The 15,069-nt window shown below is 65.5% G+C and carries 16 protein-coding genes, 1 tRNA gene and 1 pseudogene; 10 read left to right on the top strand and 8 right to left on the bottom strand.

Annotated elements, in window-relative coordinates:
• Positions 1-29: 29 nt before the first annotated feature.
• The 3 genes from G6N20_RS16615 (at position 30) to G6N20_RS16605 (ending at position 1,998) form a co-directional block, all read left to right on the top strand.
• Positions 30-116: transfer RNA gene (locus G6N20_RS16615), tRNA-Ser, on the top strand.
• 322 nt (positions 117-438) lie between these two features.
• Positions 439-1,248 carry a TIGR04255 family protein gene (locus G6N20_RS16610; RefSeq protein WP_083046736.1) on the top strand — a complete coding sequence of 270 codons (810 nt, stop codon included), beginning with the start codon at positions 439-441 and terminating at the stop codon, positions 1,246-1,248.
• Between the two features lie 213 nt (positions 1,249-1,461).
• Positions 1,462-1,998 carry a hypothetical protein gene (locus G6N20_RS16605; protein WP_142271915.1) on the top strand — a complete coding sequence of 179 codons (537 nt, stop codon included), beginning with the start codon at positions 1,462-1,464 and terminating at the stop codon, positions 1,996-1,998.
• Positions 1,999-2,214: 216 nt separating this feature from the next.
• Here G6N20_RS16605 and G6N20_RS16600 read toward each other — a convergent pair whose 3' ends face one another.
• The gene (locus tag G6N20_RS16600; protein WP_083046738.1) at positions 2,215-2,574 is read right to left on the bottom strand and encodes a hypothetical protein; all 360 of its coding nucleotides are present in this window, start codon (positions 2,572-2,574) and stop codon (positions 2,215-2,217) included.
• Between the two features lie 482 nt (positions 2,575-3,056).
• Positions 3,057-3,440, bottom strand: coding sequence for a hypothetical protein (locus G6N20_RS16595; protein ID WP_083046739.1), 384 nt, complete (start codon positions 3,438-3,440; stop codon positions 3,057-3,059).
• 136 nt (positions 3,441-3,576) lie between these two features.
• On the opposite strand from G6N20_RS16595, the gene G6N20_RS16590 reads away from it, so the two are divergent.
• From G6N20_RS16590 to G6N20_RS16580, 3 genes are all read left to right on the top strand, one after another.
• A complete protein-coding gene (locus tag G6N20_RS16590; RefSeq protein ID WP_083046740.1) occupies positions 3,577-3,975 on the top strand; it encodes a DUF2237 family protein in 399 nt (132 codons plus the stop codon).
• Between the two features lie 178 nt (positions 3,976-4,153).
• On the top strand, positions 4,154-5,665 hold the full coding sequence (locus tag G6N20_RS16585; RefSeq protein ID WP_083046741.1) for a flavin-containing monooxygenase: 1,512 nt from the start codon (positions 4,154-4,156) through the stop codon (positions 5,663-5,665).
• A 37-nt stretch (positions 5,666-5,702) separates the two neighbouring features.
• Entirely contained in the window at positions 5,703-7,052 is a 1,350-nt protein-coding gene (locus G6N20_RS16580; protein ID WP_142271925.1) for a WS/DGAT/MGAT family O-acyltransferase, read from the top strand.
• On the opposite strand, the gene G6N20_RS16575 is transcribed toward G6N20_RS16580, so the two are convergent.
• The 3 genes from G6N20_RS16575 to G6N20_RS16565 all read right to left on the bottom strand — a co-directional run bounded on the left by G6N20_RS16575 (position 7,000) and on the right by G6N20_RS16565 (position 9,562).
• The gene (locus G6N20_RS16575; RefSeq protein WP_083046785.1) at positions 7,000-8,055 is read right to left on the bottom strand and encodes an AraC family transcriptional regulator; all 1,056 of its coding nucleotides are present in this window, start codon (positions 8,053-8,055) and stop codon (positions 7,000-7,002) included. The genes G6N20_RS16580 and G6N20_RS16575 overlap by 53 nt on opposite strands.
• A 225-nt stretch (positions 8,056-8,280) precedes the next feature.
• On the bottom strand, positions 8,281-8,499 hold the full coding sequence (locus G6N20_RS16570) for a hypothetical protein (protein WP_083046743.1): 219 nt from the start codon (positions 8,497-8,499) through the stop codon (positions 8,281-8,283).
• Positions 8,477-9,562: a F420-dependent hydroxymycolic acid dehydrogenase gene (locus tag G6N20_RS16565; RefSeq protein WP_083046786.1), complete on the bottom strand. Its 1,086-nt coding sequence runs from the start codon at positions 9,560-9,562 to the stop codon at positions 8,477-8,479. The genes G6N20_RS16570 and G6N20_RS16565 overlap by 23 nt, the downstream gene beginning before the upstream one ends.
• 88 nt (positions 9,563-9,650) lie before the next feature.
• On the opposite strand from G6N20_RS16565, the gene G6N20_RS16560 reads away from it, so the two are divergent.
• The 3 genes from G6N20_RS16560 (at position 9,651) to G6N20_RS16550 (ending at position 12,137) form a co-directional block, all read left to right on the top strand.
• Positions 9,651-10,256, top strand: coding sequence for a GNAT family N-acetyltransferase (locus tag G6N20_RS16560; protein WP_083046744.1), 606 nt, complete (start codon positions 9,651-9,653; stop codon positions 10,254-10,256).
• Between the two features lie 325 nt (positions 10,257-10,581).
• Positions 10,582-11,097 (top strand): SRPBCC family protein, encoded by a 516-nt coding sequence (locus tag G6N20_RS16555; protein ID WP_083046745.1) that lies wholly within the window; start codon positions 10,582-10,584, stop codon positions 11,095-11,097.
• On the top strand, positions 11,097-12,137 hold the full coding sequence (locus tag G6N20_RS16550; protein ID WP_083046746.1) for an LLM class flavin-dependent oxidoreductase: 1,041 nt from the start codon (positions 11,097-11,099) through the stop codon (positions 12,135-12,137). The genes G6N20_RS16555 and G6N20_RS16550 overlap by 1 nt, the downstream gene beginning before the upstream one ends.
• Here G6N20_RS16550 and G6N20_RS21425 read toward each other — a convergent pair.
• A pseudogene (locus G6N20_RS21425) lies at positions 12,134-12,800 on the bottom strand (DUF1214 domain-containing protein); the annotation flags it as partial. The gene G6N20_RS16550 and the pseudogene G6N20_RS21425 sit on opposite strands and share 4 nt — an antisense overlap.
• A gap of 61 nt (positions 12,801-12,861) precedes the next feature.
• On the opposite strand from G6N20_RS21425, the gene G6N20_RS16540 reads away from it, so the two are divergent.
• Complete coding sequence (locus tag G6N20_RS16540; RefSeq protein WP_083046747.1) at positions 12,862-13,752, top strand: alpha/beta fold hydrolase; 891 nt, start codon at positions 12,862-12,864, stop codon at positions 13,750-13,752.
• Between the two features lie 173 nt (positions 13,753-13,925).
• Here the strand turns inward: G6N20_RS16540 and G6N20_RS16535 are convergent, their stop codons facing one another.
• Positions 13,926-14,138, bottom strand: a complete 213-nt coding sequence (locus G6N20_RS16535) for a TOBE domain-containing protein (RefSeq protein WP_083046748.1) — start codon at positions 14,136-14,138, stop codon at positions 13,926-13,928.
• 315 nt (positions 14,139-14,453) lie between these two features.
• Complete coding sequence (locus G6N20_RS16530) at positions 14,454-15,068, bottom strand: TetR/AcrR family transcriptional regulator (protein WP_083046749.1); 615 nt, start codon at positions 15,066-15,068, stop codon at positions 14,454-14,456.
• Position 15,069 lies beyond the last annotated feature (1 nt).

Genomic DNA, 15,069 nt, shown 5'->3' with positions numbered 1-15,069 from the left:
GTGGTGGTTGGTTCGGTAAGCTGCTCGTCGGTGGCGTGTCCGAGCGGCCTAAGGAGCACGCCTCGAAAGCGTGTGACGGCTAACACCGTCCGAGGGTTCAAATCCCTCCGCCACCGCCGTAGCTAGCCAGCTGTTAACACAGGTGAGCTGCACTTTCCAAGGTCGTCATAGGTGTCTTCACACGCACATGACACGGCTTGCACACGCCGACGAGCTGCGGCTTGCCGTCGGGGTAATCGGTGTCGGGTCCGCCGTCCTCCGCGTCGATGACATGCTGCACCCGTTGCGTCCATGCCATGTCTACCAGCGTGGTTGGGGTGCGGATAGGTGGCGTGCGACCCGCCCACCACTGAGCTGTGACAACCTCGCCAGGGCCGCCTCGCCCATGAGGAGCTGGATGCCGCTTTGCGGTATGACGACCGTCTAAGCTGCACAGTAATGAGCAACCAGGGGGCGCTACCGGACCCGTTCATCGGCCTGGTCGGCATGGTCGATGTGGGTCGGCGGTACTCAAACGCCCCGATAGTTGAAGCGACTGTAGACCTCCGTGTGTTGCTTTCAGATGATGTTGGAATCGATGATCTATCGGGTTTGTATCCTGACCTAGAAGAGCCGCAGCCATTCTTTGAGTTCATTCCGCGAGTTGAGGATAACCGCATAGTAGCTTCGAATGATCGACAGGCTGGGTTCACTTTTTCTAAAAAGAAGAGTTTTGGCATCATCGCCGGACTTGATCGCTTCGCGTATTCGCAATTGTCCAAGTATTCAAGCTGGGAGGATTTCATAGAAAACGTCCGGCCACGATGGCTGCGCTATAAACAAGTCGCGTCACCAGAGAAGGTCACTAATGTTGGAGTCCGCTACGTCAACAGGATCGTTATTCCAAAACGACAAGTGGAAATAAACGATTATCTACGCACCAAGGTCGATATATCACCGTATCTGCCGCAAGCGATTAACCGGTACTTTGCTCAGATTAGCTTCCCGATCAATGCATATGACGCAGAAGCTACCGTCAACACGGCATTAGTCGAGGCACCGGAACCTGATGCTACAGCGCTGGTCGTCGATATTGATGTATCTCGTGAGCTGGATCTTGATCCGGCCTCGGATTCGTTTGACGAGGACTTGACGGCTCAGCTAGGTACCCTGCGGAGCGCGAAGAACTACGTATTCGAGGCGTGTATAACTGATGCAACAAGAGGAGTGATTGACAGTGGCGTACACGAAGCCCAGCCACCTGCTTGATCCAAAGGCCTGTGAGTCGGCGCTTCAAGCTGCTAAGTTCGCAGCTTCCAGCGCGAAGACAGGACCAACGGTCTTTTGGCAAGGGCACCTCGCGCTCCTAGCCGGCACCCGGTGCTCGAAGGGAGACACTTTCTCTGAGGCTCCCTGCTTTGGCTTGGATGAGGGTCCCGTCCGCCGCGTCAGATTCCGTTCGGTTGAGGACGACACTGACTGGTGACATCGGCTAGGGGGATCGTCACGGAGGTATCTGCATGGCTTTGCCAAGGCGATCTTTTCAGTAGCGCGCCGGTACTTTACTACCCGAACCTGTCAAAGGATTTTGTTGTGCAGTTGCGCAGGGGTCCTGCGATGTTGGTCAATCATGATTGCGCATTGGATAAAATGAACAGTCGAGGCGAAGCGACAATTGAGCGCTTGTCGTTCGTCAAAGTCCACAACCTCTCTACAGCTCCGGATCACCGCCAAAACCTCCTGAGAACCAACGCCTCGCAACTGAAGCCCTTCGAAGCTCATTACCTCGGACATGTGCCTGGCCTTGGTGAAAGTTACGTGGTGCTCTCCGACCCTTACCACTTGCCTGCCGACTATTTTGGTGTCGAAGCGAGGTCGTTCCCCAACTTGGTTGCAGGTGAGAAACGCTTAGCGATCACAAACCACGACACTCGCATTGGGCGGCTTAGCGACGAATCGCTTACCCTATTCCGTATGAAGTGGAATGCTTACTGGACGCGCACAGTGCCAGACGAGTGACCTGCTGGTATGTCCGAGCCCACATGCCGCCAGTACAACACCTTGCCCACCATGTACGCGCGGTAACAGTTAACTGATGTTACCTACGGCGACGTATATGCGCAGCTAGAGGCTGTTTTGGCCCTGGGATGTCTACCCAGGTAGCCAAACAGGGTTCAAATCCCTTTGCCACCGCCAAGGCTGGCCCGGACTGCGTCCCGGCCCACCGGGTAAGCGTCAGCCGCTCACGATGAGCGGCAGAGAGATTGCTCCGGCGCCGCCGGTCACCACGATCACCCAACGGCCATCGGAGGGCAGGATGACGTCGATCGGGAAGATGGCGAATCCGACCTCGGCGGCGGTGGCGGCTTCTGGCAGCTCGAACTCCAAAAACAACGGCTCGTCGTCGGTGGGGGGCCTGATTTCCACTCCCACTCGCCGGTCCGGGTTATCCGTTTCGGCCTGTGTCAGGGTCACCAGCAGGAACTGGGCTGACCGGTCGGGCTCAACCGCAAACCGGTACAGCACTCCGCCCGACACATTGAGCTTGTTATCCACCACCGAAGCCGCTTCGGCAAGGAAGGCCCCGACTATCACATCGCAGAACCTACGCTGTTTCCGCCGTCACGTGGTCCTGCACGGCCACCAACGGAGCCGTGTCAACGGGGACTCAGCCCGCGCCGCAGGGCTGCGGCTGAGGGTGCGGCTGTTGTTGGGGCGGTGGGGCGCCGCCGTAACCCAGTTGGGAGGCGGTGTGACCGCGGCGTCGGTGACCGGTACCGCCTGAGCAGGCGTTTCGCGATCGGACGGTGAGCCCGACGACTTCACCGCACTACGCGTGGGATCTCCCAGCCGGGAATGTCATTGGTGGTCACGACCAGCACCGGACGGCCTTCCTGTCGAGATGAAATGGGGTGGTTCCCGGTGCACGGTACCGCCATACCCGTTAGCGCAGCTTCCCGCCGTGGTCGTCGCTGACTCTGCCGGTAAAGATCATGATCGGGGCACGCCATCCCCGGTGGACCGGGTGGATCGCCGTGCCGCGCTGGCTGCGTGCGGGGCGCCCACCCATGGCGCAACTACAAGCCGATCATCGGCGTCATCTGACTCACCAGGATCGGCAGTGAGATCGCCCCGGTACCGCCGGTCACCACGAGGACCCAACGGCCATCAACGGGCAGGCGCACCTGGATTTCGAAGAAGGCGAATCCGGGGAATTCGGCAACCGCGCTTGCCGGTGCCTCGAACTGCAGGCGGATCGGCTCGTCATCCGACGGAGGTCTCATCTCAACCTCCACCTGGCGGTCGGTGTTGCCAGGCTCCGACTGAGTCAGCACCACCAGCACGAACCGGGCCAACCGGTCAGGCCCGAGCGCGAATCGGGACACTACGCCACCCGACACATTGAGTTTGTTATCGACCGCGGCGGCCGCGTCGGCCAGGAAAGCGCCCGTGATTATCACGCCGCCGAACCTACCCCTGTGGCGGAGATCGGCACGCGCGAGGGTGACTCACGCATTTCCGCGAAGCTGGGTGCCACCCGTGCGACGGGCAGTCATGGCCGCCGAATTTCCCGCCGGAAGGCGCGATACTGAACCTATGCATGATCGCCGGCCTGACCGCAACGTGCTGGGCGGCCCGCTGGAACCGTGCGGCACCGACCCCCTCACCGGCTTCTACCGTGACGGCTGCTGCTCAACCGGACCCGAAGATCTGGGCCGACACACGATCTGCGCCGTGGTGACCGCCGAGTTCTTGGAGCACCAGCGCTCCATCGGCAACGACCTGTGCACACCGATGCCCGAGTATCGGTTTCCCGGTTTGCTGCCGGGAGACCGTTGGTGCGTCACCGCGGTGAATTGGCTGCGGGCCTACCGCGACGACCGGGCCGCCCCGGTGGTGCTGGCGTCCACGCACGCGCAGACCCTCGAGGTGGTGCCCCTCGAGGCGCTACAGGAGCACGCCGTCGACGTGCCCGACGACCTGGCCAACCTGTAGCGCTACACCGAGATTGCCGCCACGGCGCAGGTCACCGCGCTGTCCTGAAATATCAAAAAATTGTCCTGCGCTGTCAAGACGTGGACGTCGGTTCTCCGGGAAAGTGGCTAGCGGTGGGTCAAGCCACCGCCCCTCGACAAAGAAGTCCGGGGCCGTCAAACCCGAACAGGACACACGCATGAACTCCAGCAGCATCGAACACGTCGACGTGTTGATCGTTGGTGCCGGCATCTCGGGCATCGGCGCCGCCCACTATCTGCAGAAAATGCAGGCGGCCAAGACCTTCGCGATCGTGGAGGCTCGCGCCGACATCGGCGGAACGTGGGACTTGTTCCGGTATCCGGGGATTCGTTCGGACTCCGATCTGCACACGTTCAGCTACGAGTTCAAGGCGTGGGAGAACCCGAAGGCGATCGCCACCGCCGACGCCATCATGTCCTACCTCAGGGAGGCGGTCGCCGAGAACGGCATCGAAAACGCGATTCGCTTTGGGCACAAGGTGATTGAAGCATCCTGGTCCACCAAGGACGCCCACTGGCTAGTGGAAATCGAGCGCCGTGACCCCGATCAGCACACCGTCGGCCGGATCACGATGAGTTGCCGATGGCTGTTCTGCGCCAGCGGCTACTACCGCTACGACGCCGGCTACACGCCGGAATTGCCTGGCCGGCAACGCTTTACCGGGCAGATCGTACACCCGCAGCACTGGCCGCAGGACCTGGACTACCGGGGCAAGCGGGTGGTGATCATCGGCAGCGGCGCCACCGCGGTCACCCTGGTGCCGGCCATCGCCGAAACCGCCGGGCACGTGACCATGCTGCAGCGTTCGCCGACCTACATCGTGCCGGTGCCGTCGGAGGACCGCATCGCCAACGCCCTGCCCAGGCTGATCGGCCGCGATCGGGCCTACTCGGTGACCCGGCGCAAGAACATCGCCAAGCAGCGGCTCATCTGGCGGTTCTGCCAGCAGTACCCGCGGGCGGCCCGCAGGCTGATCCGCCACCTCAACGCCAAGCAGCTGCCGCCCGGGTATCCGGTCGACGAGCACTTCAGGCCCGCCTATAACCCGTGGGACCAACGGCTGTGCGCGGTGCCGGACGCCGACATGTTCCGGGCCATCCGCGACGGCCGGGCCTCGGTGGTCACCGACCGGATCGACACCTTCACCGAGCGGGGAATCCTGCTGCGGTCCGGGCGCGAGCTGGCGGCCGACATCATCGTCACCGCCACCGGCCTGAACCTGCTGGCCTTCGGCGGGATCAGCCTGACGGTGGACGGGCAGGCCGTCAACGTGGCGGAAACGGTGGCATTCAAGGGCTTCCTGCTCAGCGAGGTGCCGAACTTCGCCTACGTGTTCGGCTACACGAACTCGTCCTGGACGCTAAAGGTTGGGCTGGTGGGTGAGCACTTTTGCCGGCTGCTGGCGCACATGGACGCGCACGGTCACACCATCTGCTATCCGCAGCGGCCCGCATCCATGCCGACCCGGCCGCTGCTGGAAATCACCTCCGGTTACGCCAAGCGAGCGGCCGGCCAGCTGCCCCAGCAGGGCATCGACGGCCCCTGGCGGACCTGCATGGATTACCGGGCGGACCGAAAGATGTTGCGCGACGGCCCGGTCGACGACGATCACCTGCGCTTCACGAGGTCGGACTCCACGTCGGCACCGGAGCCGGCGCTAACCGGCTGACGGTCACCAGATTATGAGGAGCACAGCAATGGACCTGATGTCACCGGTCGACGCCTTGTTCTTGGCGGCGGAGACGCGTGAGCACCCGCTGCACGTCGGCGCGCTGCAACTGTTCGAGCCGCCACCGGGTGCCGGACGCGGGTTCGTGCGCGAGACCCACCGGGCGATGCTGGAGTGCACCGAGATAAGCCCGCTGTTCCGTAGGCGCCCCGCGTCGTTCTACGGTGCCCCCACCAACCTCGGCTGGTCGGCCGACAACGACGTGGACCTCGGCTACCACGTGCGGCGGTCCGCGCTGCCGGCTCCGGGACGGGTGCGCGAGCTGCTGGAGCTGACCTCGAGGCTGCATGCCAATTTGCTTGACCGGCACCGGCCGCTGTGGGAAACGCATGTGATCGAGGGCCTGCGGGACGGGCGTTTCGCGGTCTACGCGAAAATGCATCACGCGCTGATCGACGGGGTGTCCGGGCTCGCGTTGATGCGGCAGTCGCTGCCGACCGATCCCACCGACACCGGGGTGCGTGCCCCCTGGTCACCGGCGCCCCGGGGCAACACCCGCGATCAGGATCGCCGCGGCCCCCTGCACCACATCGGCGGCATGCTGGGAGCCGCCGCCGGCCTAGCCCCCTCGACGATTCGGCTGGCGCGCGCCGCGCTGCTGCAGCAGCGGCTGACGCTGCCGTTCGGGGCCCCGCGCAGCATGCTCAACGTCGCGGTCGGGGGAGCGCGGCGGTGCGCGGCGCAGTCATGGCCGCTGGATCGGGTCAAGACGGTCAAAGACGCCGCCGGGGTGACTCTCAACGACGTGGTGCTGGCGATGTGCGCCGGTGCGCTGCGAGCCTATCTCGACGATTACGACGCACTGCCGCAAACACCGTTGGTGGCCATGGTCCCGGTCAGCCTGCGCACCGCACGCGACGCCGTCGGCGGCAACATGGTGGGAGCGGTGTTGTGCAACCTGGCCACCCACTTCGACGATCCGGCCGATCGCCTCGACGCCATCCACGCCTCGATGCGCGACAACAAGCAGGTGCTGTCACAACTTCCGCGGGCTCAGGCGCTGGCGTTGTCGCTGGCGCTGCTGAGCCCGGCCGCACTCAACACCCTGCCCGGTCTGGGCAAGGCCAGCCCGCCCCCGTTCAACGTCTGCATCTCCAACGTGCCCGGCGTGCGTGAGCCCCGCTACCTCAACGGCGCGCGGATGGTCGGCAACTACCCAATGTCGTTGGTGCTCAACGGACAAGCGATGAACATCACGCTGACCAGCACCGCCGACAGCCTCGACTTCGGGCTCGTCGGATGCCGACGCGGCGTCCCGCACTTGCAGCGGGTGCTCAGCCACCTGGAAACGTCGCTGAAAGAACTTGAGCGCGCGCTCGGTCTTTGATGACGGGCCGCCGGGTCCGGTTGCGGTAGGCGGTCGGCCCGGTCCCGAACCATCTCTTGCAGGAGCGGGTGAGCACGCTCTGCTCGGCGTAACCCAATTCGCGGGCCAAGTGTGACAGGCTGATGCCGGTGGTCCGCAAGTAGCGATCGGCGGCGTCCTTGCGGACCTGGTCGACCAGCCCGGCGAACGTGGTGTTTTTCTCGGCAAGCCGGCGTTGCAGCGTTTTCGGGTGCAGGTGGAACTGCTCGGCGACCACATCCAGCGTCGCCGCCCCGGTGGGCAGCAATTGGCGGACGATGGTGCGCACCGATTCCACCATCCCGGCACCCAGCGGTGTGATGCTGCTCAGGTAGTCGACGACGGCGCGGTGGGCGATGTCGTCGCGGTTCAACGGCAGGCTCAGGTCGGCCGTGCGCACGGTGAAGCCGGCCCGACGTTCGGCGAAATACGGCGTGCAGCCGAAATACTGGATGTAGTCGGCCGGCGGGGTGAGCGGATCGTGCGGTAGGTGCACCGCCAGCGGTCGGTAGTGGTCGCCCATGAGTAGGCGAAACACCCCGAGTGAGACGCCCAGCGCCAGTTCCAGCGTCTGCGGGCTGCTCGTCGCCTCGTCGAGCAGGAACTCGAGGGCGATGAAGGACCGCTTCGGGTCGGCCAACGCGGTGATCTGGATGGAGATCACCGGGCTGTATGCCGCCATGAAGGTGTTGAAAATCGCCAAGGCATCGGCCACGGTCGCGGCCGTCCGGGCAGCCACCCCCACCGGTCCGAGGATCTCGATCCCCTGCCGCCGTGCTAATCGCCGTCCGAAATCCGGTGTGGCCGTGGCCTCCGCGGCCGATTCGGCCGCCCGAATTGCCGCGCGAAACGGTATGAACGTGTCATAGGTGCCGACATCCTGTTCCCGGATGCCCGCGGCGCGGAGCAGGCCGGCCGGATCACCCCCCAGCTCGGCAACCAGGCTCGGGTAGTTCGAGAGCGCGGTCCCACGCACCACCGACATGTCGTCGACATTCAGCGGATCGTGGCCCGGTGTCAAGGATGAGCGCAACGCCTCTGCAACAAGGCCGAGGTGCTGGACCGCACGGATTGTCCGTCGCGGCGGCGCGAGGTCTGGGTTGTGACCCGCTGGTTGCGCGCCGGTACCGCCGTTGCCGGCCGGGATGTCGCCGCTGCCACCAGGCACCCCCGGCCACCCGGAGCCATCCTAGATTCGGCAACGGCGTCGTCACTGCATGACCGACACGTTGGCGATCGGATGTCCCTGCACGAGTCGAGTCATTTCTTCGGCGAATGCTTCCGTGGCGATCGGTGGCCGTTCGACGACGAAGCGGATCGTCATGCCCAGCAGCTGGACCAAGATCCAGGACGCGGCGTTGACGTCCAGATCAACTGGCCGGTATTTGGGCTCTGGGCCGGTTGCGCTAACGCAGCCGGGGTAGGACATTGCTGCGGTAGAAGTCGATGGCGGTAATCGGGTCGTCCTGCGGGAAGTGCAGGAAAGGCGTTGCACCGGCGTCCAGCACCGCTTGCACCGCCCTGGTGTGCACGGCGGGGTCGGTGCCCACCGCCCAGTTGGCCAGCACCTTCTCGATCGGGTTCGACTCGGCGGTGCGCTGGATCTCGACGGGGTTGGGCTGGTCGACGGCTCCAGCGGTGAATCGCCACAAGGAGGCGGCCCGGTAAGCCTCGTTGTGGTCGCCGACGACGGCGAACAGCTCGGCCCGCTTGCCCAGGCCGGCCGGATCACGACCGGCTGCCTGAGCGCCCGCGGTGAACGCGGCGAGCAGTTTGGCGTTTGTGATGTCGTTGGCCTGGGCGATCCAGCCGTCGCCGTAGCGGCCGGCCAGGGCGGCGCTCTTGGGGCCACTGGCCGCGACGAAGATTGGCGGAGGCGTACCCGGTAGATCGTAAAGCCTCACCGCGTTCGTCTGAAAATACCTGCCCGCGAATGAGATTCGTTCTCCATGCCACAGCTGGCGGATCAGTCCGATGGCCTCGATCAGCCGGTCGTGGCGCTCGGCGTAGGTGCCGAAAGTGTTGGTGGCGGCCTGTTCGTTGAGCCGCTCGCCGGTGCCCACCCCCAGAAATACCCTTCCGGGACTCAGGATCGCCAGCGTCGCAAACGCCTGGGCGACCGTAACCGGGTGATAGCGGTAGAGCGGGCAGGTCACACCCGTGCCGAATGAGATGCGGCTGGTGCTGTTGCCCACCAACGCCAGGGTCAGCCACGGGAACATGGAGTGGCCCTGATTGTCTTGCCATGGCTGCAGATGGTCACTGGCCCACACGCAATGGAAGCCGGCCCGTTCGGCGGCCTGGGCTTGGGCCACCAGCTGATCGGTGCGGAACTGTTCATGCGACAACACCACACCTACCCCCTTGTTGGCCGGCCCTGACGCCGGCGCCGGACCGGTGCGGGTAGCGCATCCGCCAGACCACCCGCCGGCGCCGAGCGCACCGACCCCGACGGTCATCCGCCCGAAAGCCCGTCTCGAAATCCCGGTCACCGGATGGGCACTACCCGCGTCGCGATCCACCACACCTTAGAGATTGCCTACTGGCTGGCCGGCGGCGCTACCCGCTAGCCTGACCTAGGTGAGCCCGCAGGCACGCGCAGCACGCAGGACAGATGTCCGCGAACTGTCGCGTACCATGGCCCGGGCCTTCTACGACGACCCGGTCATGGAATGGATGCTTCCGGACGACACGGCGCGCACCGCTCAGCTGACTCGGTTGTTCGCGACGCTTGTCCGCCATCACCATCTGGCCGGCGGCGGTGTTGAAGTGGCCTGCGACGGGGCGGACATCGGCGCGGCGGCGTTGTGGGATGCCCCGGACCGGTGGCGGGCCACCCGCCGGCAGGATCTGGTGATGACGTTGGGGTTTGTTCGGGTGTTCGGCGTTCGGATGTCGCTGGCTCGCGCGGTGCAGCGGGTGATGATGCGGGTACATCCAGAGGAACCGCATTGGTATCTGGCCGCCATCGGCAGCGACCCGCCGGTGCGCGGCCAGGGCTTTGGTCAGGCGCTGATGCGGTCACGGCTGGACCGCTGCGACGCCGAGCATTGTCCGGCCTACCTCGAGTCGACGAAACCCGAAAATGTGCCCTACTACGAACGTTTCGGTTTCGCGGTGACCCGGGAGATCGCGCTGCCCGATGGTGGACCACCGATGTGGCCGATGTGGCGGGAACCGCGGTAGTGGCTGCAATGGCACGGTGGTCACCCGAGTCACGCGGGGACGCGGCGACGCTCATACCGCGTCTGCCTCTTCAATGTCGATTGGCGGCTTGGTGATGTCACATGTGGCACCGCTTTTCGGCGGCATGTCATGCTCAGCCGCCGGTATTGGTGTGACTGTTGGGTGCCGACCGACCGGCAGGGCAGACCGGTCGTCCGCGTAGATCGTCCGGCTGAGCTTACCCGAGTCGCTGCGGCCGAAATCGGCAGTCGACAAGTTGGTCGACTGCCTGACGCCCGCATGGGCCCGGGGCGACGTACCGGTCGTTGCGGGGGACAATGGGCGAGTGGAATGGACCGGCGCCCGCTATGCGGACACCCCGACGGTGGAAGCCTCGACGTGGATCGATGCCGATCCCGGCAGAGTGTGGAGCCTGGTCTCCGATATCGAGCTGATGCCGACCCTGAGCAACGAGTTGCAATCCGTGGAGTGGATCGACGGTGCCACCGGACCGCGGGTCGGGGCGCGGTTCGTCGGGTACAACACCCACGAAGCATTCGGACAGTGGAGCACCACGTCGCAGATCGTGGTCTGCCACGAATCGCGTGAATTCGCTTGGGCAGTAGGTGATCCCGACTATCCCTCGGCGACATGGTGGTTCCGGTTGACACGCCGAGATGGGGGCACCACCCTGACGTTCGGGACGCGCATGGGACCGGGCCGATCGGGGTTGTCAGCGGCGATCGAGGCCATGCCCGACAAGGAACAAAAGATCGTGTTCGTCCGGCTGAGAGAGTTCGAGGCCGCGATCGACAAGACCCTGGCGGCGATCAAGCGGTTGGCCGAGCACGGGGTGCGGTGATGCGGACCGCGACAACGGTCGAGTTGTCCGAAACCGCCCGCGATGTTGCCCAGTTCGCTGTCGAGGCCGAGAAGCTGGGCCTGGACGTCTGCTGGGTCGCCGAGGCCTGGGGTACCGATGCGCCGTCGGCGCTGGGCTACCTCGCGGCCCGCACCCAGCGGATGCTGCTGGGTGCGGGCGTGCTGCAGCTCGGCACCCGCTCGCCCGTCATCGTCGCGCAGACCGCGATCACGTTGTCCAACCTGTCGTCCGGGCGGTTCCTGCTTGGCCTGGGCGCGTCGGGTCCGCAGGTGATCGAGGGGCTGCACGGAGTCTCGTTCGCTCGTCCGCTGGCCCGGATGACTGAGACCGTCGAAATCATCCGCAGGGTATTCACGGGCGGCAAGATCTCCTACTCCGGCAACGAGTTTCAGCTCCCTCGCCCGGGTGGGGAGGCGGTGCCGATGCGGTTGTCGGCTCGAGCCGAGCACGAGATCCCGATTTACCTGGCGGCGCTGTCACCGGCGATGCTGCGCTTGACCGGTCGGATTGCCGACGGCTGGTTGGGCACCAGCTTCGTTCCGGAGGGTGCTGCCGCGGCGTATTTCGCCCACCTCGACGAGGGGCTGGCCGCCGCGGGTCGCACCCGCGGCGAGATCGACATTTGTCAAGGCGCCGAAGTCGCCTTCGCCGCCGACGAAGACGAACTGCGCGCCATGGTGGCCGCGCGTAAGAAGGAGCTGGCGTTCAGCCTCGGCGGGATGGGCTCGGCAAGCACCAACTACTACAACCGGGCCTATAGCCGGCAAGGCTGGACCGACGTGGCCGCCGAGGTGCGGCAACGCTGGCTGCGCGGTGACCGGGAGGGCGCGGCCAGGGCGGTCACCGATGAGATGGTGCTGGCTACCACGCTGATCGGGACCGAGGAGATGGTCCGCGCCCGCCTGGCGGTGTGGCGCGATGCGGGGGTGGACACCGTGCGGCTGTATCCCGCGGGCGACACGCTGGAGGCCAAGCTGGCCACCCTCGGCCGAGCCATCGAGTTGGTTCGCGAGACCTAGCGCGGCCGTGTCGGTGCCTCGGATGCCTTCACCATCCGCACCTCGGGCCTCCGGCACCCCGTCGGCGAGAAACCACCGGAAGGCGAGGTTGCCACGCGGATAGCCCAGCGCCGCCAAGGAGTTCGGGTGGCCCGTCATTCCGCGGGACAACACGATCGTCACGGAGCCGTCGCCGTCGCGTACGGCGCGCTGGCCGTTGATGGAGCACCCGGCGTCGGGGCCTTCCGAGGCGCCGTAGGTGGCCATGAACTGGTTCCACACCACCAGGTTCCAGAACATGACGGCGGGCGGTGCGTAATGACCAACGCTTCGTCGTCGAGCACGAAGCTGCCGCAGCAGTAGCAGGCGTCCCGGCCGACCACCCGAAGTTGGCGTCGGGCACCTGATAGGGGTCGGCGAATTGGTTTGCGGGGTAGGCAATCTCGTGCCCGAGCGGGGAATGGCGTCGACCCGTGCCCTGACGGCCAGCGGCACGATGGCAAACATGGTGCGCATCCAGGTGGCGACGGCCCGCAGCCTTGCCGCGGTCTCCGCGTCGCCGTGCCGGATCGGGGCGGCTTGGTCGAGCGCCTCGATATGCGGGTCGACCCGGCGGTCTGGCCGGGCATCGGCGCGGCCGGCGGCGGAACGTCGAAACGTCGTGCCAGCTGGTCGGGCTGGCGGAGGACAACTGCGGGCACGCCTCGCGCCCGACGTCGAAAGGTTCCTGGCATAGCCTCTACCAATGACCGCAATGCCTGTCCTGGACGGCGTCGAACACCGGTATGTGGATCTCGGGGATGGGGTCACCATCCATGTCGCAGACGCCGGCCCCGGCGAAGGTCCGGCGGTCATGCTGGTGCACGGGTTTCCGCAGAACTGGTGGGAGTGGCACGGGCTGATCGGTCCACTGGCCGCCGACGGCTACCGGGTGCTCTGCCCCGACCTGCGCGGCGCGGGCTGGAGCTCGGCGCCCCGGGGGCGCTACACCAAGGAGGAGATGGCCGAGGACCTGGCGGGGGTGCTGGATTGGCTGGGCGTCGCCAAGGTCAAACTGGTGGCGCACGACTGGGGCGGACCGGTGGCGTTCATCATGATGTTGCGCCATCCGGAGAAGGTGACCGGGTTCTTCGGTGTGAACACCGTGGCGCCGTGGATGAAACGCGATCTAAGCATGCTCCGGCACCTCTGGCGGTTCTGGTATCAGATCCCGATCTCGCTGCCGGTGATCGGCCCCCGGATAATCGCGGATTCCCAGGCCCGATACGCCCGGTTGGTGGTGTCGTGGGTGGGCGCCGGGTTCGGCCTCCCCGAAGAGGACCTGCGCATGTACGCCGAGCGCATGCGTCAACCCGGGCACGCGGACGCGGGTTCCAGGTGGTATCGCAGCTTCCAGACCCGGGAGGCGCTGCGCTGGATGCGCGGTCAATACGACGGTGCCCGCGTCGACGTTCCGGTGCGCTGGTTGCACGGCACCGGAGATCCGGTGATCACCCCCGATCTGCTGGATGGATATGCCCAGCGGGCATCCGATTTCGAGGTCGAGCTGGTGGACGGCGTGGGCCACTGGATCGTCGAGCAGCGACCCGAGCTGGTGCTCGACCGGCTGCGGGCCTTCCTTCGCCTCGGGATGTAACAGTCACATGCCCTCGTCCCTTGATCAGGCTCAGGCCGGAGTGGTAGATGCCGCGCACGGCAGCCTTGACCAGCACTTCGCCCGCCCCTGCTGGGGTCGGAACATCGGCCAGCTCAACCTTTAGTGTGGGCGTAGAAGCGTTCGGCGGGCAATGCTAATCGCCATTAGCGGGGCTACTCGACGCCGATCATCACATCGGTGGACTTGATGAACACCGTTGCCGGCTGACCGGCGGCAAGTCCAAGCTCAACCGCCGCGTCCTTGGTGAGCGAGGACGTGACGATCTGATCACCGCCGTCGAGCCGAACCTTCACGATTGCCATCACGCTGCCGAGGTTGACCTCGGTGATGGTGCCCTTGAGCTGGTTGCGGGTCGATAGCCGCATCGCAAAGTCCTCCAACGAATAGCCGACGTTGGCCGTTGAGCTTAGTGGTCTGCGCCGCAAGTTCGTCGGGGTCGCACCTGGCTCATCTGTCCCACGTGTACCCGGTGCTGCCGACATAGAAAGTGCCCGCCTTCGAGCGACAGCCACGGTTGTCGCTCGAAGGCGGGCACATCGCATATTCCTGCCGTACCGAAACGGGTGAGGCGAACGAGGCAACAGTGAACGCGCACCCTGCGCACCTGATAGCCAGCCAGCAGCCGCGGCGCGCTCGGTCATGGTGATTCCGACCCCCAGCGAACTCACCGGCGCGACCACCTAGCCGCGCGGGCCGAGCAGCGCGATCGCCGCATCGACCGCCGGTTCGACGATCTCCCGCACGGGTCGGCCGTCTTCGACGGCGAGCGCCACCAGCTCACGCAGGCCGCCGAGCAGGATCACCGCCAACGGCGCGGTCAGGGGCGGCAGGTTGGCCCGTCGGAACCCTGGGCTGCCGCTCAGATCGATCAGCAGGTTGGTCAGCAGCTCTAACCCGTGGCGCTGGACGGGGCGAGCGACATCCCCCAGCGACGGAAGTTCTCGGATCCAGCTCAAGGTGATGGCCGGCCGCGATTCGATATTGGCGACGTAGGCGTCGACGGCCTGACGGATCTGGCGGTGCCAGTCGGCCTCGGGGTCGACGGCGACTCGGATCTCCTCGGCCAGCTGGCCGATCTCCACGCGCAGCAGCTCGAGGAAGCACTGTTCCTTGCTGACGAACCGATCGTAGAAGGTGCGCTTCGAGGTGCGCGCGTGGCGGACGATGTCGGCGACGGTGGTCGCGCGGTAGCCACGCTGGCCGATCGAGGCGGCCAGGCCGTCGAGCAGCCGCAGCCGAAACGGGTCGGTGTCGGCCAGATCCGCCAGATCGGCATTGCTGGCCACCGCTGTCACG

The organism is Mycobacterium shinjukuense (assembly GCF_010730055.1).
Classification (GTDB): Bacteria; Actinomycetota; Actinomycetes; order Mycobacteriales; family Mycobacteriaceae; genus Mycobacterium; species Mycobacterium shinjukuense.
Note: the sequence above shows the minus strand (reverse complement) of the source record. Positions and strands in the feature narration are given on the sequence as shown.

Bases quoted from the DNA above. Each gene is read 5' to 3' on its own strand.
- G6N20_RS16610 (WP_083046736.1), top strand. From the start codon at position 439: ATGAGCAACCAGGGGGCGCTACCGGACCCGTTCATCGGCCTGGTCGGC.
- G6N20_RS16590 (WP_083046740.1), top strand. From the start codon at position 3,577: ATGCATGATCGCCGGCCTGACCGCAACGTGCTGGGCGGCCCGCTGGAA.
- G6N20_RS16585 (WP_083046741.1), top strand. From the start codon at position 4,154: ATGAACTCCAGCAGCATCGAACACGTCGACGTGTTGATCGTTGGTGCC.
- G6N20_RS16580 (WP_142271925.1), top strand. From the start codon at position 5,703: ATGTCACCGGTCGACGCCTTGTTCTTGGCGGCGGAGACGCGTGAGCAC.
- G6N20_RS16575 (WP_083046785.1), bottom strand. From the start codon at position 8,055: ATGTCGGTGGTGCGTGGGACCGCGCTCTCGAACTACCCGAGCCTGGTT.
- G6N20_RS16570 (WP_083046743.1), bottom strand. From the start codon at position 8,499: ATGTCCTACCCCGGCTGCGTTAGCGCAACCGGCCCAGAGCCCAAATAC.
- G6N20_RS16550 (WP_083046746.1), top strand. From the start codon at position 11,097: ATGCGGACCGCGACAACGGTCGAGTTGTCCGAAACCGCCCGCGATGTT.
- G6N20_RS16540 (WP_083046747.1), top strand. From the start codon at position 12,862: ATGACCGCAATGCCTGTCCTGGACGGCGTCGAACACCGGTATGTGGAT.
- G6N20_RS16535 (WP_083046748.1), bottom strand. From the start codon at position 14,138: ATGCGGCTATCGACCCGCAACCAGCTCAAGGGCACCATCACCGAGGTC.